We start from the raw sequence: 14,296 nt of genomic DNA on the forward strand, positions 1-14,296 counted from the left end.
GCCCCGCCTTTTCCTCCGCCGTTACGCGGCGTCATATCGTAGGTGCCGCGCTGCGGCAACGGGCGGAGTGTCACATTCACGCGGTCGCGCGGTCAAGTGTCTCGTCGAGCCAGGGCGGGTGGATCGTCGGGGCACCGAAGTAATAGCCCTGCAGGCAGTCGATCCCGAGCGCGGTGAGATAGGCGGCATCCTCGGGTTTTTCGACGCTTTCGGCGACGGTCACCATGTCGAATTGCTGACCGATGCTCAGCAGCGCGGCGGTCAGCACCTGATTGTCGGGATCGCGGGCGATGCCGCGAATGAACTGACCATCGATCTTGAGGATGTCGAAGTAGAAATCCTTTAGAAATCTGAAAGATGTGTATCCCGCGCCAAAATCGTCGAGGGCAAATCCGATGCCCTTGCGCTGCAATTCGGTCATGAAACCGGTGACCAGTTCCGGCACCAGCATGGCGGAGCTTTCGGTGATTTCGAGGATCAGCCGTTCGGCGATCGTCGGGTCGTTCGACAGCCGCTTCTTGAGAATACGCAGCCAAGGCCCGTAGCCGATGGAGCGCGCCGACATGTTGATGGATAATCTAAGGTCAGGATATTCGGTCAGCGTGCGCAGACCCTTTTCCAAGGCGAGACAGTCGATTATGCGCCCGGTTTCAGTCACTTCGATCTGGGTGATGAAGTCGCGCGCCGGAATCACCCTTCCCGTCGCATCCATGACGCGAATCAGTCCCTCGTAAAAGGCGGGCCTGTCCGGCTGTCCGGCGGTGACGACCGCCTGATAGGCGAGCATCACCTGCTTGTGGCGTACCGCCTGATCGACCATTTCGATCACCGAGCGATCACGGGCCGAGACGGCATAGGTGAGCGGGTTGTCGTGGCCTGCCGGTATATCGACCCATTTGCGTGTCTTGCCCATCTTGCCCTCCGAGACTGGCGTGTTCCCAAACTGCGGCAGATCCCTTAAGGACAGTTTAAAGGGCGAATTTGAATGAAATCGCGGGGGCAGGCCATGGAGCGATGCGGTTGGGTGGGGGCGGATGCGCTCTACGAGGCCTATCACGACAACGAATGGGGCGTGCCTGAATACGATAGCCGTGCGCTATGGGAAAAGCTGATCCTCGACGGGTTTCAGGCGGGGCTGAGCTGGATCACCATCCTGCGCAAGCGCGATAATTTTCGTGAGGCTTTTCAAGGCTTTGACCCGCATGTGATCGCCGGCTGGGGCGAGGCGGAGGTGGCCCGGCTGCTCTGTGATCCCGGCATCATCCGGCACCGGGGCAAGATCGAGGCGACCATCGGAAATGCCCGCGCGTGGCAGGCGATCGAGGCCGAGCAGGGCTTTGACCGTTACCTCTGGGATCATGTCGGCGGGCGACCCATTCAGAGCCGCTGGCAGACCCTCGCGGAGGTGCCTGCGCAGACCGATCTTTCCGTAAAAATTTCGAAAGATTTGAAGAAACGCGGCTTCAAGTTCTGCGGCCCCACCATCGTCTATGCCTTCATGCAGGCGGTGGGCATGGTCAACGATCACGTTGTCACCTGCCCCTGCCACGAGCGGGTGGCGCGGCTGGGATGAGGGGGCTGTAACGCGTTGGTATTCTGTCGGTATTGCGTCGGTGGGGCGGCGCGTTGACTGTGGAGTCGGATTTTCAACAGCTTCATGCCTAGGGATGTTTCGCTAAAACCCATCTCGTCCCGCGAGGTGACCAAAATGGCTCATCCCCTGCGCCCCGGCGCAAAGAGGTTTTGGAATCGGTGCCGAACCCCTATATGACGGGACATTCCCTCAGACGCGCGAAAGAGCCATGACACAGACCGCACCGATCACGCAGGACGTGATGACCATTCCCCGCAAGCTGCCCGACGGGCCGATCAATCTGGTCGGGCTGACCCGTGACCGGATGCGCGAGGTGCTGATCGCGCACGGCACGCCCGAGAAACAGGCCAAGATGCGGGTCAATCAGATCTGGCAATGGATTTATGGATGGGGCGTGCGCGACTTTCACGCGATGACCAATCTCGCTAAGGCCTATCGCGCCGATCTGGCCGAAAAATTCGTGATTGAGATCCCCGAGGTGGTGAGCCGACAGGTCAGCGCCGATGGCACCCGCAAGTACCTTGTGCGGATCGCGGGCGGCCATGAGGTCGAGGTGGTCTATATCCCCGAGACCGACCGGGGCACGCTGTGTATTTCCTCTCAGGTGGGCTGCACGCTGAACTGTTCGTTCTGCCATACCGGCACGCAAAAGCTGGTGCGTAACCTCACCGGCGGAGAAATCATCGGTCAGGTGATGCTGGCGCGGGACGATCTGGAGGAATGGCCGCGCCCCGGCGAGGGTGCAGGCGAGCGTCCGCGCCTGATCAGCAATATCGTGCTGATGGGCATGGGTGAGCCGCTTTATAATTTCGACAATGTGCGCGACGCGATGAAGATCGCGATGGATGGCGAGGGGATTTCGCTGTCGCGCCGCCGGATCACGCTGTCGACAAGCGGCGTTGTGCCGGAGATCGCCAAGACGGCAGAGGAAATCGGCTGTCTGCTCGCTGTCAGCTTCCACGCCACCACCGACGAGGTGCGCGACCGGCTGGTGCCGATCAACAAGAAATGGAATATCGAGACATTGCTCAACACGCTGCGCGAGTATCCGCGCCTGTCCAATTCCGAGCGGATCACCTTTGAATATGTGATGCTGAAGGACGTCAACGACAGCGATGCCGATGCCCGCCGTTTGGTACAGCTGATCAAGGGCATTCCGGCCAAGATCAACCTCATCCCGTTCAACGAATGGCCCGGCGCGCCGCATCAGCGCAGCGACTGGGAGCGGATCGAGCGGTTTGCCGACATCATCTACAAGGCGGGCTATGCCAGCCCCATCCGCACGCCGCGCGGCGAGGATATCATGGCCGCTTGCGGGCAGTTGAAATCCGCGACCGAACGCGCCCGCAAACCGCGTCGTGATATCGAGGCCGAGGCGGGGCTCTGATCGGTGGCGGAATTCGCCCCCCTGCCGCAGCCCCTCAACGCCAAGGGTGATCCGCGCCTTGTGGGTGTCGAGATCGAGCTGGGCGGCTTGCCCGAGGCCGAGGTGGCGCGGCTCTGTGCCGAGGCGGTCGGCGGGACAATCAAACAGGTCGACAGCCATATCTGGCATGTCGAGGACAGCCGCATCGGGCGGCTTGAGGTCTATCTCGATATCTTCCTGCGCAAGGCACAAAAGAGCAAGCTGCGCGATTTGGCGCTCGATCTGGGGCGCGAGGTGGTGCCGGTCGAGATCGTGAGCGAACCGCTCGATATGGAGGGGCTGGCGCAACTCGACGGGCTGCGCGATCATTTGCGCGCGGCCGGGGCGCTGGGTAGTGGCGCGGGCTTGTTCTTTGGCTTTGGCCTGCATCTCAATATCGAAATCGCGAGCGAGCAGGACGCCGATATCGTGCGGCCGCTGCTGGCCTATGCGCTGATCGAGGATTGGCTGCGCATCAACAATCCCATCGACGAGTCGCGCCGCCTGTTGCCGTTCACGGATCCCTATCCCACCGATTTCGTGCGAGCGCTAATCGAGGCCGGGCCGGGGGCCACGCGCGACCATGTGACGGGCCTTTATCTGGAGCATACGCCGAGCCGGAATCGCGGCCTCGACATGCTGCCGATCTTTGCGCAGTTCGAGCCTGACCGTATCGAGGCCGCGATTTCCGACAAGACCTCGGCGCGCCCGACCTTTCATTTCCGCCTGCCCGATTGCCGGATTGACGAGGCAGACTGGTCGATCGCCGATGAATGGCGGCGCTGGCTGACGGTCGAACGGGTTGCCGCGAATGCGGCGTTGCTCGACCGGCTGGCGCGGGCCTGGGAGGACGATCACGGCCTCCTGACAATCTCGCGGCAAAGCTGGGCCGCGCGGGCGGGGCGTATCCTGCAAACGGCGGGGCTGACCGGGACATGACCCGATCCAACCGCCCCGTGATCGGGGTCACCGTGTCGCGCCGCTCGGGCTGGCGCATCTATCCGCTCATTGCGCTCAATGTCTGGCTTGCGGGGGGCTGCGCGCGACGCTGGCAGGCCGGGCGCAGGGCCGAGATCGACAGTGTCGATGGGGTGATCATCGGCGGCGGCGACGATATCTCACCCGATCTCTATGGCGGCTGGATCGTCACCTCGGCCCGGCTCGACCCGGCGCGCGATGCGCTGGAGCGGGGGGTGTTGCTGGGGGCCTTCGTGAAATCCAAGCCGGTGCTGGGCATCTGCCGGGGCAGTCAGATGCTCAATATCGCGCTGGGCGGCACGCTGCATCAGGACGCCTATGCGACCTACGAGGCGAGCGACCATATCCGCACCGTGCTGCCGCGCAAGACCGTGCAGATCGAGCCGGGCACGCGGCTGGCGCATCTGGCGGGCACCGAGCCGATGAAGGTCAACGCGCTGCACACCCAGGCGGTGGACCGGTTGGGCGAGGGGCTGCGCGTCGCGGCGCGTGATCAGGGCGGCATGATCCAGGCCATCGAGCGGGTTGAAGAGCCGTTTGCGCTCGGCGTGCAATGGCACCCGGAGCATTTGTTTTACGCGCATCGGCAGATGGGCATTTTCCGCGCGCTGATTGCGGCGGCGCGGGCGCGTCAGGAGCATGCGGCGCAGTTGGCCCGGGTCGATGCCGAAACCAACTGAGCGGTCGCGACATTTCCCAAACCGCGCCACAATCCGGCGCGATTGACGCCACATGCGTCAACTATCCCGTGATTATCGGAAAACCGTAACAGGGATGGAAACGATGAACTTGAACCACACCACGACGAACCGCGAGATTCGCGATCTTGTCCTGCGCGAGCGTCACCTTGCCGTGTCCGAGCGCGAATGGAAGCACCGCCTGCGCGGCTATGGCTACGGCATTTGCGACACCTCCGAGGGCCGCTTTGTCACGTCACTTCTGAAAGATGCGCCGCTCTGCCAGCTGAGCTGAACTCGTTTTCTTCTGGGCGAAAATACTCTGGGGGAGTCGCCGCTTGGAGCGACGGGGGCAACGCCCCCTGACGAGACCCCCTGAAAACGACAAACCCCCGAAGCGGATGCCCGGGGGTCGTCAAATCGTGCCGCGAAAAACTGCGGATAAAGCTCTTAGAGCATGCCTTCGCGCTGCGCTTTCTTACGTGCCAGTTTACGGGCACGGCGAATCGCTTCGGCCTTCTCGCGCGCTTTCTTCTCGGACGGTTTCTCGAAATGTTGCTTGAGCTTCATTTCGCGGAAAACGCCTTCGCGCTGCAGTTTTTTCTTCAGGGCGCGGAGCGCCTGATCGACATTGTTGTCGCGAACACTAACCTGCATGTGGTGTCACCACCTTCCTAAGTTAAAGTTGCAAGATTGCAGGAAGCGTTCGTATAGCAAAGCGCCCCGGATTTGTCTAGGGTGCGTCGCAAGGAGGATAGTTGATGTCCGATGCCGATCTGATGAGCCGTCTGCTGGAGGCTGCCAAGCCGCATGTGCCGTTTGACGGATGGAGTGAAACCACGTTGAGATTGGCCGCGCAGGACGCGGATATCGCGCCCGGTCTGGTGGCTGCGATCTGCCCGCGTGGGGCGGTCGATCTGGCGCTGGCCTATCATGCCGAGGGCGATGCCGCGATGCTCAAACGGCTGGAAGAGACTGACCTGAGCGCGATGCGCTTTCGCGATCGGATTGCGTTCGCCGTGCGCGCGCGGCTGGAGGCGGTCGAGGATCGCGAACTGGTGCGGCGCGGCACCACGCTGTTTTCCCTGCCCAATCATGCCGCCGATGGTGCGAAAGCGATCTGGCAGACCTGCGATCACATCTGGACCGCGCTGGGCGATACCTCGGACGATGTGAACTGGTACACCAAGCGCGCCACGCTGTCGGGTGTCTACGGGGCCACGGTGCTCTATTGGCTGGGCGATGACAGCGAGGGCAATGTGCGCACCTGGGAGTTTCTCGACCGGCGGATCGAGGACGTGATGCAGATCGAGAAATTGAAAGCGCGCGCGCGTGAAAACCGCGCGGTGTCAGGGCTGATGGCCGGGCCGCTGGCCTTTCTGGGCCGCGTGCGCGCGCCGCAGGCACGGCAACAGACGGGCATGCCGGGGCGCTGGACCGGCCCCAACTAAAGCATAGAGGGACAGGACATGAGCGAGACCATGCAGGCGGTCGAAATCACCAAGGCAGGCGGGCCGGAGGTGCTGCAGCCGACCACGCGGCCTGTTCCTGCGCCGCGCGCGGGCGAGGTGGTGATCCGGCTGGCCTATGCCGGGGTGAACCGGCCTGATGCATTGCAGCGTGCGGGCATGTATGCGCCGCCCCCCACGGCGAGCGATCTGCCGGGTCTGGAGGGCGCGGGCGAGATCGTGGCGCTTGGCGAGGGTGTCGGAGATTGGGCCATCGGCGATCAGGTTTGCGCGCTGCTGCCCGGCGGCGGCTATGCCGAATACGTGGCCTCGCCCGCGGCACATTGCCTGCCCATTCCGGCGGGATTGGGTCTGCGCGAGGCCGCCTGCCTGCCTGAGACGTTTTTCACCGTCTGGTCGAATGTCTTTCAGCGTGGCGGGCTCAAGGGCGGCGAGCGGTTTCTGGTGCATGGCGGATCGTCGGGTATCGGCACCACGGCCATTCAACTGGCCCGTGAATTCGGCGCGCGGGTGTTCACCACCGCAGGCAATGCCGAGAAATGCCGGGTCTGCACCGATCTGGGTGCGGAGCGCGCAATGAATTACCGCGAGGAGGATTTCGTCGAGGTGCTGCGCGCCGAGGGCGGGGCCGACCTGATCCTCGACATGGTGGGCGGCGATTACCTGCCGCGCAACGTGAAATGTCTCGCCGATGACGGGCGGCTGGTGCAGATCGCTTTCCTGCAGGGCCCCAAGGTGGAATTGAATTTCGCGCAGGTGATGATGCGGCGGCTGACGATCACCGGCAGCACCCTGCGCCCGCAAAGCGATCTGGCCAAGGCGCGGATTGCCGAGGCGTTGCGCGCCCATGTCTGGCCGTTGCTGGAGGCCGGCAAGGTTGCCCCGGTGATGGATTCCGAGTTCCCGCTGGCGGACGCAGCGGCGGCGCATGCGCGGATGGAATCGAGCGGCCACATCGGCAAGATCGTCCTTAGGGTCGGCTGAGCCGGGCCGCCCGTCGGGGCACAGGGCGGGATTCGAGTATTTTTGCCAAGAAGAAACCCTAGGGGATTGGCGCGAAAAGCGCGTCTTTCATCTGGCAATCGCGGATCACGTCACGCCCGCAGGGCACAGGGCTGAGATCGCGCGAGAGGCAGAGCCGCGCCTCCTGGATGCGGCCCGCGCGGCAGGTGATGGTCAGCATGTCGGCCTCCAATCTTGGGTTGGCCTTGAGAAACGCCTCTTCCACCACGCTGGTGGGCAGTTTCACGGGTTTGGTGAGGTTTCGGAACACCGTTGGTCGGGTGACTTGGGCATAGGCCTCGCGCGACAGGGCATAGTAATCGGGCGCGGAAAGACCGGAGCAGGTGCCGTGTTTCTTCCATTGATGCCAGGCGAGGCCCGCGTTGCCCATGATATCGGCCATGTCGCGGGTCATCGCGCGTGAGGGCGGGCGGTGCGGGCTCTGGCATTGCTCGGGCCAGCCACGGTGGTATTGCGGCCAGAGCCCGTGCAGCACCCAGCCGTGATCGGCCTGCGGGTCGCATTGCGTGGCCCCCCGCGCATCGCCTTCGAGCGCACACCATGTGGGCGACCAGCTGAGCGACAGGACGTAATAGTCGAACACGCCCGCGCGGTGCGTCTGTGCGGTGGCGGGAAGGCCGAACAGGGCCAGGCAGATCAACAGCACAAGGCGCATTCTTTGGTCTTTCATTTTGCCGTCGGGGGCAGTATACAGCGCCCAATTTCCCCGACAATGGAAACCGTTCCGGCCCGCTGGAACCGCCTTTCAGGCGACGGGGAAGATTTGGGTAAAGGAGACCTGAGACATGTCACTGCCGATCATGGCCAAGGCCACAGCCGTATGGCTGGTGGATAACACGACGATCAGCTTCAAGCAGATCGCCGATTTCTGCGGCATGCACGAATTGGAAGTGCAGGGCATCGCCGACGGTGATGTGGCAGCGGGCGTCAAGGGGTTCGATCCGATTGCGAACAACCAGTTGACGCAGGAGGAAATCGACCGCGCGCAGGCCGACCCCATGCACAAGCTCAAGCTCAAGCATTATGCCGCAGCACAGGGCGAGGAAAAGCGGCGCGGTCCGCGCTATACGCCCCTGTCGAAGCGGCAGGACCGGCCCAATGCGATCCTGTGGCTGGTGAAGTTCCATCCCGAACTGGCCGACAGCCAGATCGCAAAGCTGGTGGGCACCACCAAGCCGACGATCACCTCGATTCGCGAGCGGACGCATTGGAACATTTCAGCCATGCAGCCGATCGACCCGGTGGCCCTGGGTCTGTGCAAGCAGTCCGAGCTGGATGCCGCCGTGCAGAAGGCCGCCGCGAAGAAGGCCAAGGAAGGTGCCGCGCTGAGCGATGACGAGCGCCGCAAGCTGTTGAGCACCGAGCAGAGCCTTGGGGCGGATGCGGAGCCGCGCATGCCGACGGCGATCGAGGGACTGGAGACGTTTACCCTCGGTCAGGACAAGGATGACGAAGAGGACGCGCCGGAAAAGGAATATGACGTCGACAGCGTCTTCAACCTGCCCGACAGCGACGATGACGAGGATGACGAGGACGATCAGCGCTGAACGCCGCTGACCTCTGATGAATGACAGGCCCGGACGCATCAGCGTGCCGGGCCTTTTCGTGTCTTGACGCGGGCGCGGTCGCACGCTCGACTGCGCGCGCAAGATGAGGGAGGCAGGCATGAGCGTTGCGGTGATTGGCCGGGGACTGATCGGATCGGCGGCGGCGCGGCATCTGGCGCGTGCGGGGCAGGATGTGGTGTTGATCGGGCCGGATGAGCCGGAGGAAAAGGCCCGCCATCCCGGCGTTTTCGCCAGCCATTATGACGAGGGGCGGATCACGCGGGGCCTTGACCCCGCGCCGTTCTGGAGCCGGGTCAGCCGTGCCTCTATCGCGCGCTATGCCGAGATCGAAGCGGCGAGCGGCATCCGGTTCTATACCGAACGCGGTGTGGTCATGGCGGGGCCCGAGGGCAGCGCGCCGATGGACCGGATCGGGGAGGTCGCGGCGCGGGACGGCGTGCCGCATGACCGGCTGGACGATGCGGGGCTGGCGGCGCGGTTCGGGTATTTCCGGTTTGATGCCGGAACCTGCGCCTTTCACCAGACGCAGCAAGCGGGGTTCATCAGCCCGCGCCGTCTGGTTGCCGCACAAGGCGCGGCCGCCGAGCGGGCGGGGGCGCGCATCTTGCGCGCGACGGTCGAGTCGGTCGAGGAGGATGGGCAGGGTGTGCGCATCCGCAGTACGGCGGGCGATATCCGCGTCGACCGGGTGCTGATCGCGGCGGGGGGCTATACCAACACTCTGCTCGCAGAGCCGCTGCCGCTGACGGTGATGGCGCGGACGGTGGCGCTTTTCGAGGTGGACGAGGGCGAGGCGGCGCGTTTTGCCTCGATGCCGCCGTTGATCTACCTGCACGCGCATGGCGACGGGCCATACCTGTTGCCGCCGATCCGCTATCCTGACGGGCGGCATTACCTCAAGATGGGCGGTGATCCGGTGGATCGGGTGCTTGGATCAGGGGCCGAGATCAGCGACTGGTTCCGCTCGAATGGTGATCCGGAGGTGGCCGCCGGGCTGGAGGCGCAGCTGCGCGACCGGATGCCCGATCTGACGATCCGGTGCATGACCCACATGGCTTGCGTGACCACATTCACCCCCGAGGACGAGGCGCGGATCGAGATGGTGTCGGCGCGCATCGGCGTGGCCACGGCGGGCTGTGGGCGGGGCGCGAAATGCAGTGACGAATTGGGGCGTCTCGGGGCCGTGCTCATTGCCGATGATGTGCCGGAGGGCGCGCCTGCCATGGCGTGACATCCGCGCCTCGGAATTATTTTTCGCGGCCCTCAGAAATCTCTTGCGCGAGTCAGTCCAAAGCCCTACCTGCGATTTTCATAGACGCCAACGCACGCGCCTCTGGCCGGTGGTTCGCCACCCGTGTTTACGTAGCGACGGTAACGTCTCCTTTTGGAACTGGTCGGGTGAAAGCCCGGGTCTTGATCGGAGATGACCATGAACGCTTACGTAACCCCCGTCGCGGGCGGCGATGCCGTTTTCGCAGCCACCCCCCTTGTCGATTTCATCCGCCAAAACACGTTCGACCGCCCCACGCTGGTGCTGTCGCGCGTGATCGTGGCGCAGAATTACCGCGCGCTGAAGGCCGGTCTTGGCCGCGCCGATATCCATTACGCGGTCAAGGCGAACCCCGCCCGCGAAGTGATCGAGACGCTGATTGCCGAGGGCAGCCGGTTCGATGCGGCCTCGCGCGGTGAGATCGAGCTTTGCCTGAGCCTTGGTGCGCAGCCTCAGCATATCTCGTTCGGCAATACGGTGAAACGTGCCAGCGACATCGCCTTTGCCCATGCGGCCGGGATCACGCTGTTCGCGGCGGACTCCGAAATGGAGTTGGAGAAGATCGCCGAGCATGCGCCGGGCGCGCAGGTCTATATCCGCCTGCTGGTGGGGGCCACGGGGGCCGACTGGCCGCTGAGCCGCAAGTTCGGCTGCGCGCCGGAGCGGGCCGTGGAGCTGATGGATCGTGCCGTTTCGGTTGGCCTCAAGCCCGTGGGGCTGTCGTTCCACGTCGGCAGCCAGACGCGACGTTCGGAGATGTGGCGCGACACGCTCGATCAGGTGGGCGGTGTCTGGGCCGAGGCGCGCGCGGCCGGGCACGCGCTCAGCCTCATCAATATCGGCGGTGGTTTTCCGGCCTTTTACGGCGACGAGATCGCGGCGCCCGAGGCCTATGCCGCGCAGGTGATGGCGATGGTCGAGCCGCGCTTTCCCGGGGCTATCCGCGTGATGGCAGAGCCGGGGCGCGGCATGGTCGCCGACGCGGGGATGATCGCCGCCGAGGTGCTGCTGGTCAGCCGCAAGTCGGACGAGGATCTGTGCCGTTGGGTCTATCTCGATATCGGGCGCTTTTCCGGGCTGGCCGAAACCGAGGGCGAGGCGATCCGCTATCAGTTCCTGACCGATCGCGACCATGAGGCGACGGGGCCCTGCATCCTGGCCGGGCCGTCCTGCGACAGCGCCGATGTGCTTTACGAGAAACGCCCCGTGGCGCTGCCGGTGGGCCTGCGGGCCGGGGACCGGATCATCATCCGCGCCTGCGGGGCCTACACGTCGAGCTATTCCTCGGTCGGGTTCAACGGGTTCCCGCCGCTGGATGTGGTGGTGATCTGAGGAAAGCCGCGCGCCGGAAACTTTAAAAGTTTCCGGTCCGGAATTTTTTGAAAATTCCGGCTCTGGCCCGCCCCGAAACCGGTGTTTCGGGGCGGTTCGTTTTTCAGCCGAACACGCGGGTCAGTGCGGCATCGGTGGCCGACACGATCTGGTCGATGTCATCCTTGGTGGCGATCAGAGCGGGCGAATAGCACAACGTATTGTTGAAGCCGGGCAGCGAGCGGTTGGTCGCGCCGATCACCACGCCATTTGCCATGCAATCGCCAACCACGGCTTGCACCATCTTCTCTGCCGCCGGTTCCTTGGTCGCGCGATCCGCCACCAGTTCGGCCCCAAGAAACAGCCCCTTGCCGCGCACATTGCCGATCACCGCATGCCTGTCCTGCAAGGCGCGTAGCTGATCGAGCATGTAGTCGCCCATGGCGTTGGTGTTCTCGAGCAGGTTTTCCTCTTCGATGATCGCCATGTTTTCGAGCGCCGCCGCAGGCCCCGCCGTGCATCCGCCGAAGGTCGAGATATCGCGGAAATAGTTCATCGGGTCGGTGGCGTCGTCCTTGAAGAGGTCGAACACGCGTTCGTTGGTGACGCAGCAGGCGATGGCCGCATAGCCCGAGGCCACACCCTTGGCCATGGTCACGAAATCGGGCTCGACCCCGTAATGCTGATAGCCGAACCATGTGCCGGTGCGCCCCACGCCGCAGACCACCTCGTCGATATGCAGCAGGATGTCGTATTTGCGGCAGATCTCCTGCACGCGGGGCCAGTAGCCTTCGGGCGGGACGATCACGCCGCCACCTGCGGTGACCGGCTCAAGACAGAGCGCGCCGACGGTATCGGGACCCTCGGCGAGGATGACCTCTTCGATCGCGTTGGCGGCGGCGATGCCGTAATCCTCGCCTTCCAGATCCCATTGCGCGCGGTATTCAAGGCAATGCGGCACCCGCACGAAACCCGGCGTGTAGGGGCCATATTGGGCGCCCCTCTCATCCTGACCGCCCGCCGAGAGGCAGGCAATGGTGGTGCCGTGATAATCGCGGTCGCGGTAGAGGATCTTGTGCTTTTTGCCACCATAGCGCTTGTGGGCGATCTGGCGGACCATCTTGAAGGCTTTCTCGTTCGCCTCGGAGCCTGAGTTGGTATAGTAGACGCGGCTCATCCCCGGCATTTTCGAGATCAGTTTCTCGGAAAAAAGCGCGCCCGGGATCGAGCCTGCGGAGCCTGCGAAATAGGGCAGTTGAATGAGCTGGTCGCGCACCGCGTTGGCGATGCGCTCGCGCCCGTAGCCCACGTTGACCGTCCAGACCCCGCCCGAGACGCCGTCGATATGCTCGCGGCCCTTCTGGTCCCAGACGCGCATGCCGCGCCCTTCGACGATGATGCGCGGGTCGGCCTTGGGGTCGGCCCCGGTCCAGGCTGCGTGCTGAATGAGGTGATGCCAGACATGCGCGCGGTCGGCCTCGACCACGTGGCTGATGTCATTGTCGCGAAGTTTGCCGTCCATGGGGATGCTCCATCAGGTTGAGGCCCGGCGCAGGCGCGCGGAGCCAAGGCTGTAACAGCGTTCGTTCATGCTTCATATCAGCCTTGAAATTTAGGCACACGATAGGGCCAAATAACGGCATTAAATATATCCAGATTACCCCGGTCGGCAGAGAATTTGCAGTCAATCCCCTGAAAAGTAGCAGTTTTCTTCTCTGGCCCTGCGCAGCGGCTCTCTTTCGGGCGATCCGAAAAGCTCTTTTCGGATTTACTGAAATGCCTCTAGGCTTTGCACTATGGCGTTGATCGGGACGCATGGATCGGGTGCACTCTTTCGTGCAGTGGGCGGTCCATGGGGCCGGTCGGGCTCATCAATGCGGGTGTGTCGGGCAATCATGCCGGGCGCGCCGGTTAATCAACAAGGCGCAAAGCCTGTCAACATAACCAACGGGAGACCAGACAAATGAACCTCAAGGCAAAACTGATGTCCGCCGTCGCCGGTGCGGCTTTTGCGGCCAGCGCGGGTGCCGCGCAGGCGGAAATCACCGTCGCCTATTTCCTCGAATGGCCGATGCCGTTCCAATATGCCAAGGAAAAGGGCATGTATGAAGAGGCGCTTGGCATGAAGGTGAACTGGCGCGCGTTCGACACCGGCACGGCGATGAGTGCGGCGATGGCCAGCGGAGATATCCAGCTGTCGGTGAGCCAGGGCGTGCCGCCCTTCGTGGTCGCCACCAGCGCCGGTCAGGATCTTCAGACTGTCGATGTGGCGGTCAGCTATTCCGACAATGACAACTGCGTCGTCGCCGAGGCGCTCGAGATCGACAAGGACAGCGCCGGGGAACTTGCGGGCAAAAAGGTCGCCGTACCGCTCGGCACCGCGGCGCATTACGGGTTCCTCAAGCAGATGAACCACTTCGGCGTCGATATCTCGACCATGGACGTGGTCAACATGGCCCCGCCCGAAGGGGCCGCCGCCATCGCGCAGGGTGCGGTCGACATGTTCTGCGGCTGGGGCGGTTCGCTGCGCCGGGCAAAGGAGCATGGCAACGTGTTGCTGACCGGGGCGGAAAAGGAAGAGCTGGGCATTCTGGTGTTTGACGTGACATCCGGCCCCGCCGATTACATCGCCGAGAATTCCGACGTGGTGGCCAAGTTCCTCGCGGTGACGGCAGAGGCGAACGCGATGTGGGCGGACCCCGCCAATCGCGACGAAATGCTGCCGGTGATCGCCAAGGATAGCGGCATGGATGTCGAAGCCACGGCGGCCACCATCGACACGTTCGTTTTTCCAACCGTCGAGGACCAGCTGACCGAGAAATGGCTGGGTGGCGGCGCGCAGGAATTCATGAAGGGCGTCGCCGAAGTGTTCGTCGAGGCAGGCAGCATCGATTCGGCGCAGGCCACCTATGAGAGCAACGTCAACACCGGACCGCTCGCCGCAGCTAACGGCATGTAATCCCTGCTGACACTCTCAACGAGGCCCGCCCCGCAAGACCGG

At 63.7% G+C, this 14,296-nt stretch carries 15 protein-coding genes; 11 read left to right on the forward strand and 4 right to left on the reverse strand.

What is annotated here, in order from left to right; all coding sequences use genetic code 11:
- Window positions 1-76: 76 nt before the first annotated feature.
- Window positions 77-913, reverse strand: a complete 837-nt coding sequence (locus BMX04_RS06660) for an EAL domain-containing protein (RefSeq protein WP_074785545.1) — start codon at window positions 911-913, stop codon at window positions 77-79.
- Window positions 914-1,006: 93 nt separating this feature from the next.
- Here BMX04_RS06660 and BMX04_RS06665 point away from each other — a divergent pair, with 93 nt between their 5' ends.
- The 5 genes from BMX04_RS06665 (at window position 1,007) to BMX04_RS06685 (ending at window position 4,949) form a co-directional block, all read left to right on the forward strand.
- On the forward strand, window positions 1,007-1,573 hold the full coding sequence (locus BMX04_RS06665; protein ID WP_074785626.1) for a DNA-3-methyladenine glycosylase I: 567 nt from the start codon (window positions 1,007-1,009) through the stop codon (window positions 1,571-1,573).
- A 229-nt stretch (window positions 1,574-1,802) separates the two neighbouring features.
- The gene (gene rlmN / locus BMX04_RS06670; protein ID WP_074785546.1) at window positions 1,803-2,981 is read left to right on the forward strand and encodes a dual-specificity RNA methyltransferase RlmN; all 1,179 of its coding nucleotides are present in this window, start codon (window positions 1,803-1,805) and stop codon (window positions 2,979-2,981) included.
- A 3-nt stretch (window positions 2,982-2,984) separates the two neighbouring features.
- Complete coding sequence (locus BMX04_RS06675; protein WP_050662067.1) at window positions 2,985-3,938, forward strand: amidoligase family protein; 954 nt, start codon at window positions 2,985-2,987, stop codon at window positions 3,936-3,938.
- Window positions 3,935-4,657, forward strand: a complete 723-nt coding sequence (locus BMX04_RS06680) for a gamma-glutamyl-gamma-aminobutyrate hydrolase family protein (protein ID WP_050662066.1) — start codon at window positions 3,935-3,937, stop codon at window positions 4,655-4,657. Before BMX04_RS06675 ends, BMX04_RS06680 begins: the two co-directional genes overlap by 4 nt.
- Before the next feature lie 103 nt (window positions 4,658-4,760).
- Complete coding sequence (locus tag BMX04_RS06685) at window positions 4,761-4,949, forward strand: hypothetical protein (protein WP_050662108.1); 189 nt, start codon at window positions 4,761-4,763, stop codon at window positions 4,947-4,949.
- A 155-nt stretch (window positions 4,950-5,104) separates the two neighbouring features.
- Here BMX04_RS06685 and rpsU read toward each other — a convergent pair whose 3' ends face one another.
- Window positions 5,105-5,311 carry a 30S ribosomal protein S21 gene (gene rpsU / locus BMX04_RS06690; RefSeq protein ID WP_008207378.1) on the reverse strand — a complete coding sequence of 69 codons (207 nt, stop codon included), beginning with the start codon at window positions 5,309-5,311 and terminating at the stop codon, window positions 5,105-5,107.
- Window positions 5,312-5,415: 104 nt separating this feature from the next.
- Here rpsU and BMX04_RS06695 point away from each other — a divergent pair, with 104 nt between their 5' ends.
- Window positions 5,416-6,105, forward strand: a complete 690-nt coding sequence (locus BMX04_RS06695) for a COQ9 family protein (RefSeq protein ID WP_074785547.1) — start codon at window positions 5,416-5,418, stop codon at window positions 6,103-6,105.
- Between the two features lie 18 nt (window positions 6,106-6,123).
- A complete protein-coding gene (locus BMX04_RS06700; protein WP_074785548.1) occupies window positions 6,124-7,107 on the forward strand; it encodes an NAD(P)H-quinone oxidoreductase in 984 nt (327 codons plus the stop codon).
- Between the two features lie 58 nt (window positions 7,108-7,165).
- Here the strand turns inward: BMX04_RS06700 and BMX04_RS06705 are convergent, their stop codons facing one another.
- Entirely contained in the window at window positions 7,166-7,816 is a 651-nt protein-coding gene (locus tag BMX04_RS06705) for a ribonuclease T2 family protein (protein WP_074785549.1), read from the reverse strand.
- A gap of 115 nt (window positions 7,817-7,931) precedes the next feature.
- On the opposite strand from BMX04_RS06705, the gene BMX04_RS06710 reads away from it, so the two are divergent.
- From BMX04_RS06710 to BMX04_RS06720, 3 genes are all read left to right on the forward strand, one after another.
- Window positions 7,932-8,693, forward strand: a complete 762-nt coding sequence (locus BMX04_RS06710) for a DUF1013 domain-containing protein (RefSeq protein WP_074785550.1) — start codon at window positions 7,932-7,934, stop codon at window positions 8,691-8,693.
- 118 nt (window positions 8,694-8,811) lie between these two features.
- Window positions 8,812-9,945 (forward strand): NAD(P)/FAD-dependent oxidoreductase, encoded by a 1,134-nt coding sequence (locus BMX04_RS06715; RefSeq protein ID WP_083398110.1) that lies wholly within the window; start codon window positions 8,812-8,814, stop codon window positions 9,943-9,945.
- A 198-nt stretch (window positions 9,946-10,143) separates the two neighbouring features.
- Entirely contained in the window at window positions 10,144-11,316 is a 1,173-nt protein-coding gene (locus tag BMX04_RS06720) for a type III PLP-dependent enzyme (RefSeq protein WP_074785627.1), read from the forward strand.
- A gap of 103 nt (window positions 11,317-11,419) precedes the next feature.
- Here the strand turns inward: BMX04_RS06720 and BMX04_RS06725 are convergent, their stop codons facing one another.
- Window positions 11,420-12,817: an aminotransferase family protein gene (locus BMX04_RS06725; protein ID WP_074785552.1), complete on the reverse strand. Its 1,398-nt coding sequence runs from the start codon at window positions 12,815-12,817 to the stop codon at window positions 11,420-11,422.
- A gap of 441 nt (window positions 12,818-13,258) precedes the next feature.
- Here BMX04_RS06725 and BMX04_RS06730 point away from each other — a divergent pair, with 441 nt between their 5' ends.
- Window positions 13,259-14,254 carry a taurine ABC transporter substrate-binding protein gene (locus tag BMX04_RS06730; RefSeq protein ID WP_050662058.1) on the forward strand — a complete coding sequence of 332 codons (996 nt, stop codon included), beginning with the start codon at window positions 13,259-13,261 and terminating at the stop codon, window positions 14,252-14,254.
- Window positions 14,255-14,296: the final 42 nt, after the last annotated feature.

Source organism: Roseovarius tolerans (assembly GCF_900109855.1).
Taxonomy (GTDB): Bacteria; Pseudomonadota; Alphaproteobacteria; order Rhodobacterales; family Rhodobacteraceae; genus Roseovarius; species Roseovarius tolerans.